Source organism: Halomonas sp. G11 (assembly GCF_001663515.1).
Lineage (GTDB): Bacteria > Pseudomonadota > Gammaproteobacteria > Pseudomonadales > Halomonadaceae > Vreelandella.
The window spans coordinates 43,157-65,406 of record NZ_LYXG01000043.1 but is presented as its reverse complement, the minus strand read 5'-3'; the positions used below and the strand labels follow the sequence as shown (position 1 = coordinate 65,406).

At 58.7% G+C, this 22,250-nt stretch carries 20 protein-coding genes; 7 read left to right on the top strand and 13 right to left on the bottom strand.

What is annotated here, in order from left to right; genetic code table 11:
- Window positions 1-21 precede the first annotated feature (21 nt).
- Window positions 22-3,135: an efflux RND transporter permease subunit gene (locus ADS46_RS17330; RefSeq protein ID WP_066322195.1), complete on the bottom strand. Its 3,114-nt coding sequence runs from the start codon at window positions 3,133-3,135 to the stop codon at window positions 22-24.
- Window positions 3,135-4,202 (bottom strand): efflux RND transporter periplasmic adaptor subunit, encoded by a 1,068-nt coding sequence (locus ADS46_RS17325; RefSeq protein ID WP_066322194.1) that lies wholly within the window; start codon window positions 4,200-4,202, stop codon window positions 3,135-3,137. The genes ADS46_RS17330 and ADS46_RS17325 overlap by 1 nt, the downstream gene beginning before the upstream one ends.
- A 177-nt stretch (window positions 4,203-4,379) precedes the next feature.
- On the opposite strand from ADS46_RS17325, the gene ADS46_RS17320 reads away from it, so the two are divergent.
- Window positions 4,380-5,564 (top strand): NAD(P)/FAD-dependent oxidoreductase, encoded by a 1,185-nt coding sequence (locus ADS46_RS17320; RefSeq protein ID WP_066322192.1) that lies wholly within the window; start codon window positions 4,380-4,382, stop codon window positions 5,562-5,564.
- Window positions 5,565-5,586: 22 nt separating this feature from the next.
- Here the strand turns inward: ADS46_RS17320 and ADS46_RS17315 are convergent, their stop codons facing one another.
- From ADS46_RS17315 to ADS46_RS17300, 4 genes are all read right to left on the bottom strand, one after another.
- Window positions 5,587-5,907 carry a YqjK family protein gene (locus ADS46_RS17315; RefSeq protein ID WP_066322190.1) on the bottom strand — a complete coding sequence of 107 codons (321 nt, stop codon included), beginning with the start codon at window positions 5,905-5,907 and terminating at the stop codon, window positions 5,587-5,589.
- Window positions 5,882-6,283: a phage holin family protein gene (locus tag ADS46_RS17310; RefSeq protein ID WP_066322187.1), complete on the bottom strand. Its 402-nt coding sequence runs from the start codon at window positions 6,281-6,283 to the stop codon at window positions 5,882-5,884. The genes ADS46_RS17315 and ADS46_RS17310 overlap by 26 nt, the downstream gene beginning before the upstream one ends.
- Entirely contained in the window at window positions 6,283-6,615 is a 333-nt protein-coding gene (locus tag ADS46_RS17305) for a DUF883 family protein (RefSeq protein WP_066322180.1), read from the bottom strand. Before ADS46_RS17305 ends, ADS46_RS17310 begins: the two co-directional genes overlap by 1 nt.
- Window positions 6,616-6,686: 71 nt before the next feature.
- Window positions 6,687-7,724, bottom strand: a complete 1,038-nt coding sequence (locus tag ADS46_RS17300) for a phospholipase A (protein ID WP_066322177.1) — start codon at window positions 7,722-7,724, stop codon at window positions 6,687-6,689.
- Window positions 7,725-7,903: 179 nt separating this feature from the next.
- Between ADS46_RS17300 and mscK the strand changes: the two genes are divergently transcribed.
- Complete coding sequence (gene mscK, locus ADS46_RS17295) at window positions 7,904-11,209, top strand: mechanosensitive channel MscK (protein ID WP_082926139.1); 3,306 nt, start codon at window positions 7,904-7,906, stop codon at window positions 11,207-11,209.
- On the opposite strand, the gene ADS46_RS17290 is transcribed toward mscK, so the two are convergent.
- Entirely contained in the window at window positions 11,206-11,964 is a 759-nt protein-coding gene (locus tag ADS46_RS17290) for a TlyA family RNA methyltransferase (protein ID WP_066322176.1), read from the bottom strand. The genes mscK and ADS46_RS17290 overlap by 4 nt on opposite strands.
- Window positions 11,961-14,003, bottom strand: a complete 2,043-nt coding sequence (locus tag ADS46_RS17285; protein WP_066322173.1) for a hypothetical protein — start codon at window positions 14,001-14,003, stop codon at window positions 11,961-11,963. The genes ADS46_RS17290 and ADS46_RS17285 overlap by 4 nt, the downstream gene beginning before the upstream one ends.
- Before the next feature lie 370 nt (window positions 14,004-14,373).
- Between ADS46_RS17285 and ADS46_RS17280 the strand changes: the two genes are divergently transcribed.
- From ADS46_RS17280 to ADS46_RS17270, 3 genes are read left to right on the top strand one after another with little or no spacing between them, the layout of a single operon-like run.
- A complete protein-coding gene (locus ADS46_RS17280; RefSeq protein WP_066322166.1) occupies window positions 14,374-14,700 on the top strand; it encodes a DUF1820 family protein in 327 nt (108 codons plus the stop codon).
- A gap of 48 nt (window positions 14,701-14,748) precedes the next feature.
- Window positions 14,749-15,384, top strand: coding sequence for a TIGR04211 family SH3 domain-containing protein (locus ADS46_RS17275; RefSeq protein ID WP_066322163.1), 636 nt, complete (start codon window positions 14,749-14,751; stop codon window positions 15,382-15,384).
- A 21-nt stretch (window positions 15,385-15,405) separates the two neighbouring features.
- Window positions 15,406-16,041, top strand: coding sequence for a thiopurine S-methyltransferase (locus ADS46_RS17270; RefSeq protein WP_066322160.1), 636 nt, complete (start codon window positions 15,406-15,408; stop codon window positions 16,039-16,041).
- A 33-nt stretch (window positions 16,042-16,074) separates the two neighbouring features.
- Here the strand turns inward: ADS46_RS17270 and ADS46_RS17265 are convergent, their stop codons facing one another.
- The gene (locus ADS46_RS17265; protein WP_066322154.1) at window positions 16,075-16,668 is read right to left on the bottom strand and encodes a YajG family lipoprotein; all 594 of its coding nucleotides are present in this window, start codon (window positions 16,666-16,668) and stop codon (window positions 16,075-16,077) included.
- 177 nt (window positions 16,669-16,845) lie between these two features.
- Between ADS46_RS17265 and ADS46_RS17260 the strand changes: the two genes are divergently transcribed.
- Window positions 16,846-17,463, top strand: a complete 618-nt coding sequence (locus ADS46_RS17260) for an alpha-ketoglutarate-dependent dioxygenase AlkB family protein (RefSeq protein ID WP_066322152.1) — start codon at window positions 16,846-16,848, stop codon at window positions 17,461-17,463.
- A 48-nt stretch (window positions 17,464-17,511) separates the two neighbouring features.
- Here ADS46_RS17260 and ADS46_RS17255 read toward each other — a convergent pair whose 3' ends face one another.
- Genes ADS46_RS17255 through cysP form a run of 4 tightly spaced genes read right to left on the bottom strand, consistent with a single transcriptional unit; the run spans window position 17,512 to window position 21,315 of the window.
- Entirely contained in the window at window positions 17,512-18,606 is a 1,095-nt protein-coding gene (locus ADS46_RS17255; RefSeq protein WP_066322150.1) for a sulfate/molybdate ABC transporter ATP-binding protein, read from the bottom strand.
- The gene (cysW, locus tag ADS46_RS17250) at window positions 18,603-19,430 is read right to left on the bottom strand and encodes a sulfate ABC transporter permease subunit CysW (RefSeq protein WP_066322148.1); all 828 of its coding nucleotides are present in this window, start codon (window positions 19,428-19,430) and stop codon (window positions 18,603-18,605) included. The genes ADS46_RS17255 and cysW overlap by 4 nt, the downstream gene beginning before the upstream one ends.
- Window positions 19,430-20,284: a sulfate ABC transporter permease subunit CysT gene (cysT, locus tag ADS46_RS17245; RefSeq protein ID WP_066322146.1), complete on the bottom strand. Its 855-nt coding sequence runs from the start codon at window positions 20,282-20,284 to the stop codon at window positions 19,430-19,432. The genes cysW and cysT overlap by 1 nt, the downstream gene beginning before the upstream one ends.
- 23 nt (window positions 20,285-20,307) lie before the next feature.
- Window positions 20,308-21,315 (bottom strand): thiosulfate ABC transporter substrate-binding protein CysP, encoded by a 1,008-nt coding sequence (gene cysP, locus ADS46_RS17240; RefSeq protein WP_199825262.1) that lies wholly within the window; start codon window positions 21,313-21,315, stop codon window positions 20,308-20,310.
- A 229-nt stretch (window positions 21,316-21,544) separates the two neighbouring features.
- Between cysP and rpe the strand changes: the two genes are divergently transcribed.
- Window positions 21,545-22,240, top strand: coding sequence for a ribulose-phosphate 3-epimerase (rpe, locus tag ADS46_RS17235; protein ID WP_066322142.1), 696 nt, complete (start codon window positions 21,545-21,547; stop codon window positions 22,238-22,240).
- Window positions 22,241-22,250: the final 10 nt, after the last annotated feature.

Genomic DNA, 22,250 nt, shown 5'->3' with positions numbered 1-22,250 from the left:
TGTATAGATGCCGCGCCTTGGTTAGCGTTCCGGTGGCGACTGGGCGATTTCATGCTCCAGTCGGCGTTTGACGGCGCCTGGCGAGCCACTGTGTCGAGACAGTAAATCGTAGGCGACCGGCACTACAAACAGCGTGAACAGTGTGGCCGCCCCCACGCCGGCCATGATGACAATACCAATCACATAGCGCGACTCGGCACCCGGGCCGCTCGAGACGATCAGGGGAACCGCCCCTGCCATGGTGGTGATCGCGGTCATTAGAATCGGCCGCAGTCGGGTGACCGAGGCTTCTATGAGGGCGTCACGGAATGCCTTGCCCTCATCGCGCAACTGATTGGCGAACTCGACGATCAGTATGCCGTTTTTAGCGGCGAGGCCAATCAGCAGTACCAGCCCCACCTGGCTGTAAATATTCAGCGATTGGCCGGTTAACCATAGCGCCAGCAAGGCGCCGCTCATGGCAAGGGGTACCGTGAGCATGATGACCAGGGGGTGAATGAAGCTTTCAAACTGGGCGGCCAATACCAGAAAGACCACCAGTGCGCCCAGCACCAGCAGGAAGGTGGTGGCGCCGCTGGCGTCCTGGAAATCCCGTGATGCCCCGGCAACATTGGTCTGTGCCTCTTCGGGCAGCAGTGAGTCGGCGCTTTGCTCCAGGTAATCCAGGGCTTCGCCAAGAGGATAGCCATCCGCGAGGTTGGCCTCGATGGTGATCGAGCGCACGCGGTCGAAACGGTTAAGCGTACTGGCTCCTGCCGCGTCGCTTAATGTCACAAGGCTCGCCAGGGGAATAAGCTCGCCCGAGCGCAGCGAACGGACCTGAATGTTGTCCAGTGAGCGGGGGCTGTTCTGGCTGGCGCGATCGCCTTCAACGATGACATCGTATTCTTCACCGTTATCGACATAGCGGGTGACGTTGCGCCCACCCAGCAGGACTTCCAGCGTGCGACCGATCTCGCTGACCGTGACCCCCAGGGCGGCGGCTCGCTGCTCGTCTATCTCCACGTTGAGCTGGGGCTGCGTCTCGTCGTAGTTGCTTTCGATGGCGCGAATGCGTGGGTTATCATCGCGGATATGATCAATCAGTCGGTCGCGCCATTCGGCCAGTTCTTCGTAGGTGCCTCCGCCGAGCACGAACTGTACGGGCTTTTGCGTGCGCTGGCCGAAGCCTTGACGCATGACCGGGAAGGCCTGCACGCCGGGTAAGGTGTTCAGCTCAGCGCGAACATCGTCCATGATCGCCCAGGCGCTGCGACGGCTGCCCCAGTCGGCCATATTGACGATGATGAAACCGCTGTTGAAGTTTTCAATATTGCCGTAGCCGCGCGGCGCGCGAACGACAATCCGTTCCAGCTCACCGCTGTCGACCATTGGCGTCAAGCGGGCTTCTATCTCATCCATGTAATCCATCATGTAGTCGAAGGTGGCGCCTTCGGGCCCGTTGACCAGCACGATGAAGTTACCCCGATCTTCCTGGGGGGTGTATTCGTTGGGCAATAGTTGACTTAACCAGGCAGTCAGCGCAATCAGCAGGCCAAAGACGGCGACGACCCAGCTGCGTCTTGCGAGCAGCACTTCGAGCAAGGAACGGTAATGGTGTTGGGCGCTACGCATGATGCGCTGCACGCGTTGGGATAGGCGGCTGTCATGCATGCGTGGCGAAAGTATTTTGGACGCCATCATCGGCGTCAATGTCAGTGCCAGCAGGGTGGAGATGGCGACCGCTGCGGCCATGGTGAGGGCAAACTCGGAAAATAACCGCCCAATATCGCCTTGCAGCATGCTGAGCGGCACAAAAACCGCGATCAATACCAGCGTGGTGGCAATGACCGCAAAGGCGATCTGGCGGGTGCCACGAAACGCGGCCACCAGAGGTGTTTCGCCTTCGTCGTGCATGCGCCGGTTGATGTTTTCCAGGACGACAATGGCGTCATCGACAATCAACCCGATCGCCAGCACCAGTGCCAGCAGGGTCAGCAGGTTGATGGAAAAGTTCATGACCGCAAGCGCGGTAAAGGCACCAATGATGGCGATCGGCACGGTAACCGCCGGGACCAGCGTGGTGCGCAGGTTGCCCAAGAACAGGAACATGACCACAATAACCAGCACCATCGAGATCAATAACGTCAACACGACCTGCTTGATGGCTCCCGAGACGAATACCGACGCGTCGTAGTTCAAGCTGAGCGACATGCCATCCGGAAGCGTCGATTGCAGGCGTTCGAGCTCCTGGCGCACCGCGCCTGAGAGTTCAACGACGTTGGCGGTCGACTGCATGATCATGCCGAGGCCCACCATGGGAGTGCCGTTGGCGCGGAAGACCGTGCGGTCCTCCACGGAGCCGACCTCGACGCGGGCAACGTCGCCCAGGCGGACCAGATAGCCATCGTCGCCTTCGGCAAGCGGGAGTGCCTGAAAGTCATCGGCGGTTTCAAAGGTGCGCGGCAGGCGCACGATGAATTGACGATCTTCGGACTCGATGGCGCCAGCGGGTAGCTCGACGTTTTCGGCGCGTAGTGAATCCTCAATATCGCCGACGGTTAAATTCCGTGCTGCCATGGCGTTGCGGTCAATCCACACGCGCATGGCGTAGTCCCGGCCGCCGCCCACGCGCACCCTGGCGACACCCGGCTGTACTGAAAGGCTATCCACCAGAAAGCGGTTGGCGTAGTCGGTCAGCTCGGTGATCGAATAGCCGTCCCCGGAAAGGCTCAACCACACCACGACTTCCTCGCTGCTGTCGGCTTTGCTTACCTCGGGGTTCTCGGCGTCATCGGGCAGGTTGCGCAATGCGCCGCCTATCCGGTCACGCACATCGTTGGCTGCCGCGTCGATATCCATGGTCAGGGCAAATTCGATATCGATACGGGAGCGGCCGTCCTCGCTTTCCGAGGTGATCAGGTCGATCCCTTCCACGCCAGCGATGCGGTCTTCAAGCACCTGGGTAATGCGTGTTTCCACGACGCTCGCCGACGCGCCGGGGTAGCGGGTATCGATACTCACAACGGGCGGGTCGACGGTGGGATATTCCTGAAGCGGCAAGCGGTCAAGCGCCAGCAGGCCAAAGGCAATGATCAACGCCGCCATCACCACTGCAAGGACAGGGCGCTGAACCGAGATATCCGATAAGCGCATTAGCGATCCGCCTCGAGTAAGTCACGCACATCGGTATCTTCGTCCAGCAGGCCAATCAGCCGCACCGCTTGACCATCCCGGGCGCGCTGCAGGCCATGCACCGCGACGATGTCATTGGCCGCTAACCCTTGGTTGATCTCCACTTCGCCTGCCCGCCGCTCGCCTAGTTCGACGCTCTGCTGGCGTAACCGAGGGGCGCTGTCGTGATCGTCGATCAGCATCACGAAGTGACGATTGCCATTAGGCTGGACGGCTGCTTCGGGCACCACCACGCTTTGCCGGGGCTGCTGGCGAACCACGACTTCCATCAGCATGCCGGGGCGCAGCTTTTCATCCGCGTTATCGATTTCAGCACGAACGCCAATGCTGCGGGTCACCGGGTCGACACGCGTCCCCAGACTGGCAATTTCACCGTTGAATACCGCGTCCGGATAGGCGGCGGTGGTGGCACTGAGTGCCAACCCGGGCGCAAGTCGGCCGAGGTAGGTTTCAGACACGCTGAAATCCAGCTTCATGATATCCAGTTTGTCCAGCGTGATCAGTTCCATGCCTGGCGTCACCAATGCCCCAGGGCTGACATTGCGCGTGCCAACACGGCCACTGAACGGCGCGGTGAGGCGGTAATCCGCAAGGCGTGCTCGTAACGCCGCAATGTCAGCCTCGGCCTGGTCAACGCGAGACTGGTTGTCTTCTACGTCGGCGCGGGCTGCCAGATTGCGGTTCTGCAACTCTGAGGCCCGCCCCAGTGCATTACGCCGCTCGTCTCGTAACGATTGTGCAGCCCTTAAACGTGCCTGCTCTTCAGCGTCCTGCAGGCGAATGAGGGTATCGCCTTCGGCCACGCGCTGGCCGTCCTGAAAATTGATCTCGGCAATGGTGTCGGTGACAGTGGCTGATAGCGTCACGCTCTCATCGGCGCGTAGCGTGCCCAATGCTTCAATGGGGTCAGACCAGGGGGCAAGCGTGGCCCGAACACCAATCACGCTGGGCTCGGATTGAGCCAGGCTGGTGATGGGGGCAGTGATAAGCAGTAGCGTGACAGCCAGGCGGCGGCACAATAAAGGCATAAGTCTCTCTGCAATACGTGGACCGCGTGCGCTGACGTCAGGCAGCGGTTTATTTTGTCGATGTCGATAGTGGTTTAATTTTATACAAAAGCTATATTTATTATTTCAATTATACAATAAAAATGCCCCTGGAGGCTGTTAAAATGCCGCCTTTTGCCAAGCTTGGAGCGCTAACGAATGACCTACGATGTCGTGATCATTGGGGCTGGTGCGGCAGGCCTGATGTGTGCCGCCCAAGCGGGCTATGCCGGAAAGCGTGTGTTGGTGATTGATCATGCGAAAAAAGCCGGCAAAAAAATCCTGATGTCAGGCGGTGGGCGCTGCAACTTTACCAATCTTGGCACTACGCCACAGCACTTTTACTCGTCAAACCCCTACTTTTGTATTTCGGCGTTAAAACGCTATCGGCCCGAGCATTTTGTCGAGCTGGTAGAGCGTCATGGGATTGACTACGTAGAAAAAACGCCCGGCCAGCTATTCTGTGCGACCTCTGCCAAAGAGATCGTCCGCATGCTGCTCACCGAGTGCGAGTGGGCGGGCGCTGACATACGGCTCAGTACTCAGATCACCCGCGTCGAGGAGCAGGGCAGTGCCATGCGGCTAACGACCTCGATGGGGAGTATCGATGCGGGGGTCGTCGTCGTGGCAAGCGGGGGACTGTCGATTCCGACCATGGGGGCGAGTGGCTTCGGGTACGACCTCGCCCGTCAGTTTGGTCTTGCCGTGCAGCCGACGACACCGGGCCTTGTGCCGTTTACGCTCAGCGATCAGTGGAAAGCCAGGGCCAGCGATCTATCGGGCGTCAGCTTGCCGGTGACGGTGAGTGCTGGCGCACAGCGTTTCAACGAACCCATGCTGTTTACCCATCGCGGGTTATCCGGCCCTGGTATGCTGCAAGCATCCAGCGTCTGGGCGCCCGGCGAGGCGATCGAAATTGATTTATTGCCGCAGCAGGACGCCAAGGCGTTGCTGCATCATGCCCGCGAACACACACCTAAACGCCAGTTGGCCACCTGGCTGATGGATTATTTGCCCAAGCGCGTGGCGCAATCGCTTTGTGACTGGTATCCAGAAGGCCATGACAGGCAACCCTTGGCGCAATACAGCAATGCCCAGCTTGAGCGTTGGGCGGCAAGGCTGAACCGCTGGCAGTTGAAACCTGCCGGTACTGAAGGATGGCGAACGGCGGAAGTCACAATGGGGGGCGTGGATACCCAGGCAATCTCATCCAAGACCTTTGAGGTCAGTGGATTGCCCCAGTTGCGGTTCATTGGCGAAGTGCTCGACGTGACCGGTGAGCTGGGAGGCTATAACTTTCAGTGGGCCTGGGCCAGCGGGGTCGCCTGCGGTCAGGCTTGCTGACCCAGGCAAACCGTTGAGGGTACTAGGTGGTCGCCTTGGCAAGCAGCTTGAGCTTGCGTAAAAGCATGTACCCCGCCAGGACTTTACGGCCACCTGTCAGTACCCCGCGAGGATGACGGGCCAGGCGCAAGGCAACGATACCGCCGACGACATAAGCAGGTATTTTAAAGCGTTGCCAATTGGAGTCGAGGGGAGACGCCGCGCGCAATAGCTGATCACTGTCGACAAGGATATCCACACGCTGCTGCTCCAGTTCGGCTAACAGGCGCGCCTTGCGCTCCGCCCGGGAAGGTGGCCTGGTGTCGGCGCCTGGTGGCTTAGCGGGGGCGTTGGTCGGACTCATTTTTAGCCTCCAGCAAGGCGCGGTCGGCTGCCAATTGGTTCAGCGTTTCTTTCAGCAAGGTGTGCTGTTTCGCTTGGCGAAGCGCTATCACGGCCAGCGTGAAGCTGGCCATAATCAATACCAGAGCGCTTCCGCCAATTGCGGCGAGCCGATAGGTATCCCAGAACAGTACCACCACCAGTGCCACCAGCGTGGCGACGCCGAGCAGCAGCAAAAGCAGGCTGGCGCCAGCCAACAGCAGGAGTACAAGCAGTCGTGAGCGTTCTTCCTCCAGCTCTACCACCGCTAAACGCAAACGCGTTTCGCCGTTGGCGATCAGCGAATTGAGTAGGCGTTTAGCCGCTGAAAAAACGCGTTGGGTAGGACCCAAAGCCATTAGCGACGACCGATAAGCATACCGATGATGACGCCAGCCGCTGCACCGATGCCGATGCTGGTCCAGGGATTTTCGTGGACATAGCGGTCGCAGGCATCAGCTTGGTGCGTCAGGGAATCGCGGGTGTCTTCATAAATACGCTCGCCACGCGCTTCCAGCCGCTGGCGGGTATCCTTGAGACGCTGTTCGGCACGGGTGCGCAGGTCACGCATTTCGCCACTGGCGTCTTTTGAGGTGGCATTGACCAGTTCTTCAACGGTATCGCTCAGATGGCGCAGATCTTCTTTCAGTTGATCGGCCTGAGCAGCGCTTTCGTTTTGACGTTTAGCCATGATGTCTTCCTTTGACGGTTAATGAACAGCTATCAGCATAGCAGTCGCATAGTTACTGACAAGTGAGTTGCCTATCGGTTCAGGCCGCTGGCACTGAACAACGGGTTTAAACTGAACCCGATGCTCAAGCGATGCACGCGGTGATCGTAGTCGATCAGGCTCTCGCCGTAACCGTAGTAGTACTGGACATGAGCGCGTAAGGAATTGAAGGCCGGCCAGCTGTAGTCGATTTGAGTCCCCATATTGCCAGCGCTGGGATTCCCCCGCAGTTGGCCACTGACCTCATGGTTGTCGTCGAGTCGTTTCGCGACACGGATGTCGCCGTAACCCATATAGCGTTCAATATCCGGGTTATCGTCATCGCCTTCGGCTTCGGGAACCCGCCAGTGGGGTGCGAAGGTGACGGCCCAGTCGCCGCTTTGAAAGATGCTCTCGAGATAGACACGGTTCCAACTGCGCGAGAATGGGTCCGAACGGCCGTTGGACTGATGGTTGACCGCAATACGGTTGCGTGTGTTGACCCAACCCAGGGCTTCCCAGGGTGCATCAATATCGATAAACACTTCGGGCTCGTAGTTGGTCTCACGAAACGGTGAAGAGGCCTCTGTGTTGAAGGCCTGCCACCAGCTGCGCTGGGTATAGCCAAAATAAACGTCACCGTAGTCGCCCCATAACACATTCTCTGCCAGATTGACCTTGGCACTGAACTGGAACTTCAGCTCGGTGCTATCCGGTGGAGCATCTGACGAGACACTTTTGAAGTTGTCGCGGTTCTGTTTTTCGTTATAGCTGACCGGGAATAGGTAGTTGGTCCGGTGAGTGGTAATCGAAAAGGGATTGCGGCTGGATTCCTGTTCCAACTGGCGCCGCTCGCTGAGATCCTCAAGCGCGACCACCTCAGGGGACTGAATGGCGGCCTCACTGGCTTCACCATTTGCTTCAAGCGCTTCGGCCTGCTCCAACTGCTGGTGAAGGCGAGAGAGTTCCTTGTTCAGCTCGCTGATACGCGCCTCGATATCCTCACGGGTATTGGCGTGAGTGAGAGCGCTGAAGACGGACAGACCGCATAGTACGAGGAAGCGTGTTAGATGTCGGTGTCGAATGACCATCGATAACTCACATGAATAGGGTGGGGCACATGCCTGTGCTTGAGCTGTTCTATCATGCTGGCGACGTAAGTCAACTGTTATGATTGCGCAGCGACTGCCAACCCCCGACAATAGCCAAGCTCAATAATGATGCGTCAGCGAGGCATAGCGCTGTGGTGAAATTCGCCTTCCCTTTGGCAATGAAAGGGTTATTGGTCCTGATGCTACTATTTTGTAGCTTTGCCTTGAAGGCGGCGGCGTTGGACGATGTCCCCGACGAAGCCACGCTCCAGGAGCGGCTTGATCAGCTTGAGTCTCAGGAAACTTTAAACGCTCAGCAGGCGCTTGATCAACAAGCGTTGATCGCTGCACTGGAGGCTTACGAGCGGCTGAATGCCATCGAACAGCAGCTCGCGGAGCTGGAGGAGCGGGTAAGCCAGGCGCCTGATGCGCTGATTGCCGTCGAGCGTGAGCTCGCTGAGGCTGAAGATAGCGATGACATGCCATCGATCGATGAGCTCAGCAACTTACCCTTGGCGGCGCTGGAATCCGAGCAGGCGGAGGCGTTGACCCAGCTCCAGCAGCTTCAGAGCCAGCTTGCAGAGGTCAATTCGCAGTTTCTGACCGCGCAAACGTTGCCCGAACGCGCCCAGCAATCCATGGCCGTGACGCTTGAACGCATGGAATCGCTGCGTCGTGACGCCGCTGAACGCGAAGCGTTACTGGGGGATCGTCAGCTATCCGCCCTGAATGATGCGCGCATGATTCAATTGCGGCTCGAGCGGGCCGTCGCCGATCGCGAGGTGGCGCTTTATCAGCGCCAATTGAGCGCCAATGGACGGTTGCGCGATCTCGCACAGCAGCGTCGGGACCTGTTGATGCTGCAAATTGATCAACAGGAGCAGCGGCTTAACCTGCTGCAAAACGTTATAGACCGGGAACGACGGTTGGCATCGGAGCAGGCGATTGCCGATGCTGCCCAGAGAGACCCCCTGATTGCCGCGGGTCACCCTGTTGTGGTGCAGGCCCAACAGCGTAACCAATCGCTTAGTCTGGCGTTATTGCAGGCGGGCGAGCGGGATAACAGCCTGGTGCGCGACAATATCGATGCCCAGCGCCAGCTCGAACACGTGCGCCAGCTACAGCGCAGTTTGAATGAGCAGATAGAAGCCATTCGCGGCAGCCAGTTGCTGTCACGGATACTGCGCGAACAGCGCCAGTCGCTGCCCAACGTCCAGCCCCGTCGCGATCTGCAGGATGAAATAGCCGACTTGCGCCTCAAGCAGTTCGATCTGGTTCGCCAGCGCGACCAGCTTCGCCAGGCCGAGCGGTTGGCCAGGCAACGTCTCGAGGATGCCAATGTCGAACCGACCCCCGCGCTGATCAATACGCTATCAAGGCTCTACCAGTCGCGCCGCGAATTGGTCGATGAGCTTGAAGAGGTCTATGGGCGGTTGTTAAGTGTTGCTGTCGAGCTACAGCTCAATCAACAGCAATTGTTGGCCACTACTCAAGCATTGCGCAGCACCATTGATGAGCAGTTGTTCTGGGTGGCCAATAGCCGACCATTGGACGTTAACTGGCTCCGGCAGCTACCTCAACATCTCCGCACCGAGTGGCAGGAAGGCGAGTGGCGCGCTGCCTTGCCGAATCGCTGGCCATCACTGGATTGGGAAATGTTGGGCGGCGTTCCCTTTTTTGCCGCCGGACTTTTGCTGGCCGCTCTGCGTCGCCGGATCAAGGCGCGCCTGGCGAGACTCCATGGTCAGATCGGACGACTCAAAAGCGATACCCAACTGCATACACCCAGAGCCGTTTTCCTCAACGCCTTGCTGGCGGTGCCAGGGCCGTTGGCACTGGCGGGAATGGGGGTGGCCCTGGGTACCACCGAGAGTCTGCTGGCCGCGAACCTGGCTCCTGCTCTGTTGCAGTTGGCGTTGAGCTGGGCGGTTGTCGCCTGGGGGCGACGGCTGTTGGTGGCTGATGGCGTGGCTGAGCAGCACTTTACCTGGTCGCCTGCCTATAACGCCCGGCTGCGGCGTTTGCTGGCCGGGCTTGGCGTGGCGCTGGTGCCGGTGATTGCCATTTCGACACTGGCCGACAGTCTTCAGACCCCGCTCGCCCAACGACCCGTTGCCATGGGGCTGTTGACGCTGGGGCTGCTGGCGATGAGCGTGTGCTTGGCCAGGCTGATCCTGGCCCATGTGCCCATCTTTGGCGTGCGCCTGTTTCGTCTGCTACTCGGTTTGGCCATGTCGGCAGTGCCTGTCGTCCTGCTGGGGCTGGTGGTGTGGGGATACGAATACACGGCGTTGCGGCTGGTGGGGCGCTTTGTTGCCACGCTCTACCTGCTGGGTTTGTGGGTGGTGGTAGAAGCCACGGTGGTGCGTAGTTTGGCCGTGGCGGCAAGACGCTTGGCCTATCGGCGTGCACTGGCAAGGCGACGCGCCCAGGTTCAGGAGGGCGCCGAAGGCGGCCTGGAGGTGGTGGAAGAGCCGCCGCTGGACATGGAACAGATCAATACCCAGTCGCTGCGCCTCTCCAAGCTGATTTTGCTGATTGCCTTCAGTGGCCTGCTTTATCTGGTCTGGGCAGACCTGCTCTCAGTGCTGGGCTATCTGGACCAGGTGTCGCTATGGGAGAACACCGACGGTGAACTGGTCGACAGTGCGTTGTCGATTTCCGACCTCTTTGGTGCGCTGCTGGTGGTCGCATTGACGTTTATTCTGGCGCGCAATCTGCCGGGGCTGCTGGAAGTCATGGTGCTGTCCCGGCTGACGCTAAAGCAGGGCAGTGCCTATGCCATCAGTTCCTTGCTGTCGTACACCATTGTCGGTACCGGTATCGTGTCGGCCCTGGGCACGCTTGGCGTGTCATGGGACAAATTACAATGGCTGGTAGCGGCCTTGAGTGTGGGCCTGGGGTTTGGGCTGCAGGAGATCTTTGCCAACTTTATCTCCGGGCTGATTATCCTGTTCGAACGGCCCATCCGGATTGGCGACACCATCACCCTGGGTAACCTGCACGGCACGGTGAGCCGTATTCGCATCCGTGCGACAACGGTGACCGATTTTGATCGCAAAGAAATCATCATTCCCAATAAAACCTTCGTGACCGATCAATTGATCAACTGGTCGCTCTCGGACAACGTGACCCGCGTGGTGCTGACCTACGGCGTGGTCCATGGTTCGGATCTGGCGACGGTGCACCGCTTGCTGCGTCAGGCGGCGGATGAAAACGCCCGAGTGCTTGCCGACCCCGAGCCGCAGGTGTTCTGCATGAGCTATGGGCCCCATAGCCTCAACTTTGAACTGCGTATTTTTGTCAACGATCTGCTGGATCGGCTGTTTGCCGCGGATGAAATCAACTGCCGGGTGGATGCACTGTTCCGCGACGCGGGCGTACGCATAGCCTTCGAACAAATGGATGTCTGGCTGCACCGGGCGTCGGGGGAGTCGGTGAAGGTGGAAACGCTAACGTCACCCCCGACCGCGTCCAGTGACTAATCGTTTTTTTGCGCGTAAAGCAGAAACTCGCGGTTACCGTCGCCGCCGGTGATCGGGCTGATTTGCCAATGCTGGATGGTGAAGCCCAGTGACTGACATGCTTCCCGCAAGCGTTCCTCTACCGCTTGATAATTCGCGGCATCGCGGACCACGCCGCGTTTGTCCAGTGCTTTCGGCGTCAGCTCGAACTGCGGCTTTACCAGCGATATCAACCGTCCATGGCGAGGCAGTAGGGCGGCTATTTCAGGCAGGATCAGGGTTTGCGAGATAAACGACACGTCCATGACGGCGAGGTCGATGGGGTGCTCGGCGAGTGCCTGTTGCAGGGCCTCTTCCTCACGCATGGCGCGGGCATTGATACCTTCCAGGCAGGTGATCCGTGGGTCGTTTCGAAGGCGTACGTCCAACTGGTCATGGCCCACTTCGACACCAATCACGTGGCGCGCGCCAGCTTGCAAAGCGCAGTCGCTGAACCCGCCGGTTGACTGGCCGACGTCCAGGACCCCAAGCCCGTCGAGGCGGAGTTCAAGTGCGTCAAGCATGGCTTCCAGCTTGAGGCCAGCGCGTGATACGAAGCGCTCCTCAGGGTCCGGGGCAACGTAAAGGCGGGTATCTTCGGGCCATTTTTCGCTGGGTTTGGTCAGTGCCTGCTTCGTCTCATCGAGCGAAACACGGCCATTGCGGATAAGGCGCTGCGCACGGGTACGTGAACTCGTCAGCCCCTGGCTGACGAGCAGTTGGTCAAGTCGCATCATGGATCGTTGGGTGGGGTATGGTGAGGGCCTTCGTTGGCTTGCAGCTCCGTGGCGGGTAGTCGTTCTGCCCCCCAGCTTTGCTGCAGGTAACGTTTAACGGTATCCAGCTCGTCTTCGGTGACTGTCGCCAGTTCACCACGCTCAAGCGGGTCAAAGTGATAAATGTAAAGCCGCGAAACAAATTGCGAAAACGGCAGCGACGCTTCACCGAAGCGTTCGCCGTGCCCCGCGGTGCTGACCTTGACACCATCGCCCCAATCCTGACCGCTGTCGTTATTGGGGTTGTAAAAATAAACGCGCATCACGTCGTTAGGGTCAAGCGAGGCGCGCAGGATGGTAATGGCGTGCCAGCCAATGAAACGGGCGGCGCTGTCTGTGACGGCGATCCCGGCAGGCTGCGGATGAATCAGCGGCTGGTTGCCATTGTAGTAAGGGTGGTAGCAGGCGTAAAAATGAAGAATGAAATCATTCAAGTCGATTAACTGGCCGGTCGCAACATCGACATTGATACGAAAGCCGCGGCCAGACCACCAGCCGTGAAATTCCGGATTCACCCAGCGGTGGGGGTCGCCTTCACGGCCAACGCAGCGCCGACCCATTTCGGCGTAGATACGGTCCAGGTGAGGCACCACAATCAACGAAACGGGGTCAAGATCTATGGGTAGCTCGGTGGCCACACCCGACAGGCTCGCCATCGAAGAGATGGCCTGGCCTTCGAAGTGCATGATGATCTCGTCATCCCGTGCGGCCCAGGCGACCATCTGCAATAAGTAATCCGGGTCATTGTAAGCCCACATTGATAACGCGCGGGCCGACTGACAGGTCGGGTTATTGCCCTGACCAACACCTAACGGCAAGCCCAGCATGCACAGCACGCCTTCCAGCAAACGAGCCCTTGGTGACGCGGACTCGCCATAGGCAATATTCAGCCGGGCCTGGGACCATTCGGAAATAGGCAGGTTGAGTTGGCGCCACATGGCCGGTGCCACCGGTGGCTGGTAAAGAATCCCTCGCTCGAGCATCAGGGCCAGCCCGTAGACGGCCTGGGCCGTGGCGGGATAAACGCTGCCGCGAATCAGCGCATGGACCAGCTCGCGGTAACACAGCAGGCAATCACGGCCGGTTGACGAGAGACCAAAGGCTTCAGACACCAGATGATCCCCCTCCTCGAGCAAGTGACGCAGCAGGACCGCGTGGTAGGGCGATACCAGCCCGGTGTCGTGCATGGCACGGGCAAATCCGGTTGCTTCAGCCTGTAGAGCCGATTGGTCCATGCCATCCAGCCGCTCACGGTAGATATCAATACCCGGGTCTTCGCGACATGCCTGTGTTGGCCCGAACAGCGAGCTGACCAGCCTGTCGGCACCCTGGCCGCTAGATCCCAGGTCGATCTCGGGGTTTGCCTGGCACAGGGAGATCTGGGTAATCATCTGTTTGATAGACTCGACCTGAATAGGGCGCTGCTTGAGAATACGCCAGATCTCGTCAATCAACTGGTCGATGATGTGTTCGTAACCAATCCGTTCCGCCAGATACTGGAAGAGTTGGCGTGGAATGACGGCCAGGCGGCCCTGCTGTTCGCGTTCAGCTTCGCTTGGCGCGGTAAACAGCAGCCATAGGTTGATGGCAATGACCTGGGTCAGGTAATGATGGGCAAACTCTTCCGATACCAATGGGTGTGCATAAACGCCTTTTGCGACAGCGAGTAAACGAATCTCGCTGAGCGTCTCGATGACCACCACGTTGGGGTCGGTGCTTTTAAGCGCAAACGTGGTCAGGGTTGGCACCAGGTACTGGGGGGTTTCCCAGTCGGAACCCAAGAAGACGCCCGCCGCCTCAAACGCTTGCGCACGCTGTTCGAGCGCTTGAGTGCCGCCATCCAGCATTAAAAGTTCGCGAGCTGTATCCAAGACGCGCGGTAGTTCCGCTGGTTTCGAGGACGCAGGCGCTTGCGAAAGCAGGCGCACGGCGTCGTCAAAGTTGGTCAGCAGCCCGTTTAACTTATCGTCTGGCGTCGCTGGCTGTTGATCGGTGGTCACGATGACTCCTCGTCCCGGGTGAGCGGGGATTATACATAGAAGTCGAGATCTTCTTGATGTTTTAGTAGATCGCGAAGCGAATGTGCTTTCTCAACCTTAACGTAGACCAGTCCCCGGTGGGTACCAAATGGGATACTTTCGACGATGACATTGAGGCGCCAGCCAGCGTGGGGCAGCACCTGTTTGGCTCCCTGGGCATGGGTAATGCGCGCCGGTTGGGAGAGAAAACGTCAAGCAGGCATTCCTACCCTACACTCAAGCGGTGATGTCGGCCATGTAACGGTTGTCCGTCCAGCAAACGCTGGCAGACTGGAATATGTTAAGCTTCACCGCTAAATGAACGTTTCAGCGGCAAGAGGAAAAGGCCAAGATGGCGGCCAAGCCGATTTACCGAGTGGTGGTGCACCAGCAGGGTGAAATTTGGGATTTATACGTGCGCGAGATATTTCAAAGCGAACTCTGGGGCTTTATTGAAGTCGAGGAGTTTGTCTTTGAAGATGCCTCGAGGGTGGTAATCGACCCTGCAAGCGAAAAATTGCAGCGCACCTTCGAAGGCGTCAAGCGAAGTTACCTTCCGCTCAACGCAATCGTGCGTATTGATGAAGTGGAGCGCGAGGGGCCTTTGAAAGCCGTTAAAAGCGACGCGCAGGTGGCGGAGTTTCCTCGTCCGTTTTCGCTCCCACCGCGCGGAGATTAGACACGTTAGTGCTGCCGAGGGGCAGTGACTTAATCAGGACATTACGTCATGCAGATAGCTCAATTTTGTCATCGTTACCGGGCGGTTGCCGCCGGTGTATTAGTCAGTGTTTGGTGTGTCAATGGGGTTGCTCAATCGGGAAATGAGGCCTGGGTAACCGATGAACTTTCAACCTATGTGCGCAGTGGCCCCACGGATGGCTACCGCATTGTGGGAACGCTGAATGCAGGCGAACAGGTTGAGGTGCTTGAAACCAGCGGCGATTACACCCGCGTGCGCGGTGACGGGGGCGATGCCGTATGGATTTTGAGCGATGAGCTCCAGGAAACGCCCAGTGCCACAGAGCAACTGCCAGAACTCGAGTCACGGGTGGCCGCGCTTACCGATGAGTTAGACGGTATCAACGAGGAATGGGAGCAGCGCGTAGCCACCATGCGCGATACCCTGGAAGCCCGTCAGCAGCGCATTGATGAACTGGAAACGCGTAACGACCAGCTGAGCCGCAATGTTGACGAGTCGAGCGAGCAGGTGCGCGCCTTGCAAGCACGGCTTGATACCCAGGAAGAAGACCTGCTGCTGCGTTACTTCATGTATGGCGGGGGCGTTGCCGGGGCAGGCCTGGTTGTCGGGCTTATCGTGCCTCACCTGCCACGGCGGCGTAAAAAACGCGATCGCTGGTTTTAATTAACGCTTGGGCGACCAAAAATGACTGATCTCTGGCGGGCTCGGTGGCAGGAAGGGCGTATTGGCTTTCATTTGACCCAGCCACACCCAGCGCTGACACATTACTGGCCATCGCTGGGCGTGCCTGACCACGCCAAGGTACTGGTGCCTCTCTGCGGTAAAACGCTGGATATGCGTTGGCTTGCCGAAGCGAGGCATCCCGTGCTGGGTGTTGAGTTGGCGCCCGAGGCAATCGAGCAGTTTCTTGCCCAGTCATCGGCCCCGGTATCGCGTTATCAGCAGGCGGGGTTCAATATAAGCCGCCAAGGCAATATCGAGCTTTGGTGTGGCGATTTCTTTCACTTGCACATTCAGCAGGCGAGCGAAATCGGCGCCTTTTACGACCGCGCCGCGTTGATCGCCCTGCCCGAAGCAACGCGCCAGCGTTATGCGTTTCATCTTGCCCAACTGACGCCGCCGGGGGCCAAGGGGCTGCTGGTGAGCGTGTCCCATCAGGGCGAAGGCGGCGGGCCTCCTTATAGCGTCCCGCCTCAGGAAGTCGAGGCGCTGTTTATGCCCAACTTCCGGGTGTCGCTGCTGGAAGAGGCCGAGCCGGATGAGCGCGGGCTATCGGAAACCGTATGGCATTTAGTGCGTCGAGGGCCGTTGGAGCCTTAAACAGCTGACGCACTAAATCAACAGCGACCAAGCTTAGCGGGCCAGTAGTTGACCGAGGTCCTGGTCACTGAAGGCGCGATTCAGCGCATCGCTGAGTAGATCGTTAAGCATGCGCGTATTGGTATCCTTGTCAGGTTTGACCGCGTATTCCTGGTTGCGGCGGGATGTGTAGGTGCCCGTATAGGTAGTGCCGTCATTGCGAGCGATGGCGCGTAGCACCCCCTCGATCCGAGCTTCGTCGATCAATGGCTGATCGCTGTTGCCCTGCGCATAGGTAAGGCTTGCCAGCTCCAGCGTCAGGCTGGGGCGCCCATCGGCGGTTTCGCGGGTCGGGGTAAAGCCCATATCGGCCACCGCACGCTCGGCTTCCTGCTGCAAGCGCGGGATGATTTCATGGCTGTTGACGGTGATTTGCGCGGTGGACATGCCGCCGCCTGCACGGTTGCCGATCACTTCGCTGTCGCGTCCGTCCTGCGCCAGAACAGTGACTTCCTGCCCCTGGCCGACCGAAGGAACCTTGGCGGTGCGTTCGGGGGAAAGCTGCAGGTAGTGGGGACTTGCACAGCCCGCCAGCCACACCGTGGCCAGCAAGGTGGCAGATAAAGTGAGCAAATGACGCCGTAGCATGGGGTTCTCCGCTGTGGTTGAAACTGTCATTAAAATACCAGTATAACGCTGCTAGTGTGCAAGCGGTATGTCCAGGGGATGCGGGTTTGCCAAGTTGTTTTTAACCGCTGGCCGTGAGCCACTCTTCTCTGTAGTGCAAAGCTGGCTTCGCTCCATAGACACCAACCAGGCATTGCGATGGCGTATACGGACCTGTTCGAAAACGATGAAATGAAGTTGATCAACCTGCTGCCGCAGGACGGGGAAGCCTATTACCACGGAAAAATCCTCGACACCGGTTCGGCGGATCGTTATCTGGCGCAATGCATCCGTCAACTGAGCTGGGCGCATGATCGTGCGTTCATGTTTGGCAAAGAGATCGTGACCCAGAGGAAGGTGGCCTGGTACGCGGATGAACCCGTCTCTTATACGTACTCTGGGTATACCAGGACGGCGTTGGTGTGGCCTGATTTCTTGCGCGAGATAAAACAGCGGGTGGAGAGAAGCAGCGGTGATAGCTTCAATTCGTGCCTGTGTAATTTTTACAGCTCGGGCGATGAAGGCATGGGTTGGCACAGCGATGGCGAAAAAGAGCTGGTTGAAGAGGGGGCGATCGGGTCGTTGACGCTAGGCAGCGCGAGACGATTTTCCTTCAAGCATAAAGTCACCGGCGAACGGGTGTCGCTGAGCCTTGAGCACGGCAGCTTGTTGATCATGAAAGGCAGTACCCAGAAAAACTGGCTGCATAGCCTGCCTAAAACCAAGAAGTCGACGGACCCACGGGTGAATCTGACGTTTAGGCAGATGCGCTTCTAAGGGAGGGAATCCACCAGAAAACGGCTGCCCGTTTGGGGCAGCCGTTTTCTAGGCAAGGTGAGTTTGCACCACCGCGTTTTCCGTCGCTTCGGGGAAGCGTCGCCAATGCCGCGGATGGGCGTAAAGCCTTTGCCCACGGCGCAATGCCAGGCGGTTGAAGTCGGCATGACGGACTGTCGCCAGCCAGGGCTCTGCCAGCCAGTCAGCTTCCAGTTCCACCCGGACTTCAGCGCCCACGGGGGAGATCGCGGTGATCGTCACCGGCAGGTGACTCTCCGGGGTGGGCTGCTCGGCGAGGCGGATCTCATGGGGCCGCAGCAGCAATTCTGCGTCGCCGTCCGGCAGGTCCACCGCCAGGTGCGCGTCGCCGCAGGTGAGTGTGCCGTTGTGTACCTTGCCTTCCAGGTAATTGACGTCGCCGAGAAACTCAAACACAAAGCGGTTCTGGGGTTCCCGGTAGAGGGTTTCCGGCGTATCGATCTGCTCAATACGCCCATTGCTCATTACGACGACGCGGTCCGAAAGCTCAAGGGCTTCTTCCTGGTCGTGGGTAACAAACACGCTGGTGAAGTTGAACTCTTCGTGCAGATGACGTAGCCAGCGGCGCAACTCCTGGCGTACTTTGGCATCGAGCGCGCCAAACGGCTCGTCAAGCAGCAGCACATCCGGCTCGACGGCGAGCGCACGGGCCAGTGAAACGCGCTGTTGCTGGCCGCCGGAGAGCTGCGCCGGGTAGCGGTGGGCAAAGGCTTCGAGTTTGACCATTTCGAGCAGACGATACACCCGGGCGCGAATGTCTTGGGCAGAGGGCCGCTTGGCACGTGGCATGACGGTCAAGCCAAACGCGACGTTGTCGTAGACGCTCATGTGGCGGAACAAAGCATAATGTTGGAACACGAAGCCAATCCGCCGGTCACGGACATGCACGTGGGTGACATCGCGCTCGCCGAATAAGATCCTGCCCGGGGTCGGTGTTTGGTCGGCGTTTTCAAGCCCTGCAATGATGCGCAGCAGAGTGGTCTTGCCCGAGCCGGAGGGTCCCAACAGGCCAACCAGTTCGCCTTCCTGGATATCCAGGTTGATCGGCTCCAGGGCTTGAGTCGCGCCAAAATGTTTGGCGATATTGTGTAAGCGAATGCTCATGCAAATGCCTCCCGGCGCGACGCGCGCCATTCCAGTCCCGCCTTGGCGGCGAGCGTCAGTAGGGCAATCAATGCGAGTAAGGCCGCGCAGGCAAAAGCCCCCACGGCGTTGTAATCCTGATAAAGCTGCTCAAGGTGCAGGGGCAGGGTGTTGGTCTGGCCACGAATCGCCCCGGATACCACCGAGACGGCCCCAAACTCACCCACCGCGCGGGCGTTGGTGAGAATGATGCCGTAAAGCAGTGCCCAGCGGATGTTGGGCAGGGTGACGCGCCGGAACATCGTCCACCCTGAAGCGCCGAGCGTCACGGCCGCTTCTTCTTCGCGCGAGCCCTGGGCCTGCATCAAGGGGATCAGTTCCCGGGCGACGAAGGGGCAGGTGACAAAGATGGTCACCATCAGTATCCCCGGCCAGGCGAACATCAGCTGAATATCGTAGCTGTCCAGCCAGCTGCCGATCCAGCCGTTGCGCCCGTATAACAGCAGGTAGATAAGCCCGGCAACGACAGGCGACACCGCGAAGGGGATATCAATCAGCGTTTGTAGCAGGCGTCGGCCAGGAAAACTGAAACGCGTTACCAGCCAGGCCAGCGCCACCCCGAACACCAGGCAAACCGGGATCGTCAGCAGGGCAATGCCCAGCGTCAGGCCAATGGCGTGCAGGGTGTAGAAGTCGCTGACGTTTGACCAGAACACACTGACACCCTGCGAGAAGGCCTGAGCGAAAATGGCGACCAGCGGCAGCAGTAGAAAAAGCCCCGAGAGGCCCACCGCCGCTGCAATCAGCAGGCGGCGGACAAGTGGTGCATCACCAATCCGACGCATTACCCCTTACCTCCATGCAAGCGACGAATGAAGCGCCCCTGCCAGACATTGATCGCAAGCAACAGGGCAAGCGAAACAAACAGCACCACCGAGGCGATTGCCGAAGCCCCCGCGTAGTCGTACTCCTGCAGCTTGACGAAAATCATCAGCGCGGTGATCTCGGTTTCGTAAGGCATATTGCCAGCGATAAAGATAATGGCACCGAACTCGCCGAGTGAGCGCACAAACGCAAGGCCTGTACCGGTCACCAGTGCGGGCCATAAGTGAGGCATGATGACCCGGCGAAACGCGACACCGTCAGTGGCACCCAGTGACATCGCCGCCTCATCGACTTCGGCGGGCATGTCTTCGAGTACGGGCTGTACGGTGCGCACCACAAACGGGATGCTGGTGAACGCCATGGCCAGGGCAATGCCGACCCAGGTATAGGCAACCTGAAACCCCAGTGACTCCAGCCAACCGCCCATCCAGCCACTGCTCGCGTAGAGCGTGGCCAGGGTAATGCCAGCCACTGCCGTGGGTAAGGCGAAAGGCAAATCCATCAGCGCGTCGAGCAGTCGTTTACCGGTGAAGTCATAACGGACCAGCACCCAGGCCAGCAGTAGACCAAAGACGGCATTGACCAACGCCGCGACGGCGGCCGCTCCAATGGTCACCATATAACTGGCGACGACACGGCCTTCAGTGATGATTGCCCAGTATTCGGCGAAGCTCAGTCCGGCGAGTTGGCCGAAGAGTCCGGTAATGGGCAGTAGCAGTACCAGCGAGATAAACAGTACGCTGATACCCATGGAAAGACCGAAACCCGGCAGCACGCGCGCGCTGCCGGAGTGTCGAAGGGCGAGGTGGCTCATGGCTCAGTCCGGTGAATCAAAGGTTAACGGCGCTGAAGCTGGTCGAGCATGCCACCGCCTTCAAAGTGCGTTTCCATGGCGTCTGGCCAGCTACCGAAGACATCCTCGACTTTCAGCAGGTCGGTTTCGGGGAACTGATCGGCAAATTCCTCGACCACCGCCTCATGGTGAACACGGTAGTTGAAGCCCGCCAGCAGCCGCTGGGTGTCCTCACGGTAGAGGTATTCCAGGTAGCTTTGCGCAAGGTCGCTGTTACCGTTTCGCTCAGCGTTTTCGCCCACGACGGCCACGGGGAACTCAGCAAGGATGCTGGTAGGCGGTACGATCACTTCGTAATCATCGCTGCCATATTCCTTGCGGATGTTGTTCACCTCGGACTCGAAGCTGATCAGCACATCGCCGATCCCGCGTTCGATAAAGCTGGTCGTCGCGCCGCGACCGCCGGTGTCGAAGACCTCCACGTTGGCGAGGAAGGTACGCATGAAGTCCTGAATCTGCTCTTCGTCGCCGTCAAACTGCTCGTCGGCAAAGCCCCAGGCGGCCAGGTAGGTATAACGGCCGTTGCCCGACGTTTTCGGGTTGGGGAAAACGATTTCAACGTCTTCGTTCACCAGGTCGTCCCAGTTCTCGATATCCTTGGGGTTATCCTTGCGCACCAAAAAGGCGGTGGTGGAGTAGTAGGGCGAAGCGTTATTTTCAAACGCATCCTGCCAGTCTTCGTCGACCAGTCCCGCTTCAGCAAGAACGTTAACGTCGGTCACCTGGTTAAACGTCACGACGTCAGCACGCAACCCTTGCATGATCGCACGTGCCTGAGCGGAGGAGCCGCCGTGGGATTGGCTAACCTCAACGTCTTCACCGTGTTCTTCTGCCCACCAGGCTTCAAACTTGGGGTTGATCTCGGCAAACAGCTCCCGGGCAATATCGTAAGAAGAGTTCAGCAGTTCACGCTCCTGGGCAACGGCCGGAGTTGACAGCGTGGCGCCGATGGCCAGCGCCAAGACGCTGCGACGCAAAACGGAAAATGACATCATAAGCTCCTTAATAACCAAGCCAGTGTTGGCAACTGGTGTTGATAATATAGTTAGCAAGCTTAAACCTAGGATTGTGGAATTACAATTGTGTTTTATATTCTTTTTTGGAATATAAATTAAAGACAATGCCTGACAAACCCGTTGCGCGACGCATCTGGTAATATGCAGCCCTCTGAAAGCGGTAATGGCCGTCGTTTACTTACTTTGGCAAAGCAGGAATGTTGATATGACGTCTGTGCGTGATTGTTTAATTGCCCCCTCGATTCTTTCCGCCAACTTTGCCCGCCTTGGCGAAGAGGTGGACAACGTGCTTGCGTCGGGGGCGGATATCGTCCACTTCGATGTCATGGATAACCACTATGTGCCCAATCTCACCATTGGCCCGATGGTCTGCAAGGCATTACGCCAACACGGCGTGACAGCGCCCATTGATGTGCACCTCATGGTCAAGCCGGTGGATCGCATGATCAGCGATTTTATCGAGGCGGGAGCCAGCTATATCACCTTTCACCCGGAAGCCTCCGAGCACATCGACCGCTCGCTGCAACTGATACGCGACAGCGGCTGCAAAGCCGGGCTGGTATTCAACCCGGCAACGCCGCTGTCCTATCTTGATTACGTGATGGATAAGGTCGACATGGTGCTGCTGATGAGCGTCAACCCCGGTTTTGGCGGGCAGTCGTTCATTCCCGGGACGCTGGATAAGCTGCGCGATGCGCGCGCGCGGATTGATGCGTCAGGGCGCGAGATTCGCCTGGAAGTCGACGGTGGCGTCAAGGCCGATAACATTGCCGAGATTGCCGCTGCCGGGGCGGATACCTTTGTCGCCGGGTCGGCGATCTTTAATGCACACCAGCAAAGTGACCCGCACGGCTATGATTCCGTGATCCGGCAGCTACGCGAGGCAATTGCCAGTACTTGATCCCCGTACT

What these genes read in the sequence shown, in the direction of transcription:
- ADS46_RS17275 (WP_066322163.1), top strand. Translation starts at nt 14,749, where the DNA reads ATGCAGATAGCTCAATTTTGTCATCGTTACCGGGCGGTTGCCGCCGGT.
- ADS46_RS17260 (WP_066322152.1), top strand. Translation starts at nt 16,846, where the DNA reads ATGGCGTATACGGACCTGTTCGAAAACGATGAAATGAAGTTGATCAAC.
- ADS46_RS17290 (WP_066322176.1), bottom strand. Translation starts at nt 11,964, where the DNA reads ATGATGCGACTTGACCAACTGCTCGTCAGCCAGGGGCTGACGAGTTCA.
- ADS46_RS17300 (WP_066322177.1), bottom strand. Translation starts at nt 7,724, where the DNA reads ATGGTCATTCGACACCGACATCTAACACGCTTCCTCGTACTATGCGGT.
- ADS46_RS17330 (WP_066322195.1), bottom strand. Translation starts at nt 3,135, where the DNA reads ATGCGCTTATCGGATATCTCGGTTCAGCGCCCTGTCCTTGCAGTGGTG.
- ADS46_RS17305 (WP_066322180.1), bottom strand. Translation starts at nt 6,615, where the DNA reads ATGGCTAAACGTCAAAACGAAAGCGCTGCTCAGGCCGATCAACTGAAA.
- mscK (WP_082926139.1), top strand. Translation starts at nt 7,904, where the DNA reads ATGAAAGGGTTATTGGTCCTGATGCTACTATTTTGTAGCTTTGCCTTG.
- ADS46_RS17320 (WP_066322192.1), top strand. Translation starts at nt 4,380, where the DNA reads ATGACCTACGATGTCGTGATCATTGGGGCTGGTGCGGCAGGCCTGATG.
- ADS46_RS17280 (WP_066322166.1), top strand. Translation starts at nt 14,374, where the DNA reads ATGGCGGCCAAGCCGATTTACCGAGTGGTGGTGCACCAGCAGGGTGAA.
- cysT (WP_066322146.1), bottom strand. Translation starts at nt 20,284, where the DNA reads ATGAGCCACCTCGCCCTTCGACACTCCGGCAGCGCGCGCGTGCTGCCG.
- ADS46_RS17265 (WP_066322154.1), bottom strand. Translation starts at nt 16,668, where the DNA reads ATGCTACGGCGTCATTTGCTCACTTTATCTGCCACCTTGCTGGCCACG.
- rpe (WP_066322142.1), top strand. Translation starts at nt 21,545, where the DNA reads ATGACGTCTGTGCGTGATTGTTTAATTGCCCCCTCGATTCTTTCCGCC.
- ADS46_RS17325 (WP_066322194.1), bottom strand. Translation starts at nt 4,202, where the DNA reads ATGCCTTTATTGTGCCGCCGCCTGGCTGTCACGCTACTGCTTATCACT.
- ADS46_RS17270 (WP_066322160.1), top strand. Translation starts at nt 15,406, where the DNA reads ATGACTGATCTCTGGCGGGCTCGGTGGCAGGAAGGGCGTATTGGCTTT.
- cysP (WP_199825262.1), bottom strand. Translation starts at nt 21,315, where the DNA reads ATGTCATTTTCCGTTTTGCGTCGCAGCGTCTTGGCGCTGGCCATCGGC.
- ADS46_RS17255 (WP_066322150.1), bottom strand. Translation starts at nt 18,606, where the DNA reads ATGAGCATTCGCTTACACAATATCGCCAAACATTTTGGCGCGACTCAA.
- ADS46_RS17310 (WP_066322187.1), bottom strand. Translation starts at nt 6,283, where the DNA reads ATGGCTTTGGGTCCTACCCAACGCGTTTTTTCAGCGGCTAAACGCCTA.
- cysW (WP_066322148.1), bottom strand. Translation starts at nt 19,430, where the DNA reads ATGCGTCGGATTGGTGATGCACCACTTGTCCGCCGCCTGCTGATTGCA.
- ADS46_RS17315 (WP_066322190.1), bottom strand. Translation starts at nt 5,907, where the DNA reads ATGAGTCCGACCAACGCCCCCGCTAAGCCACCAGGCGCCGACACCAGG.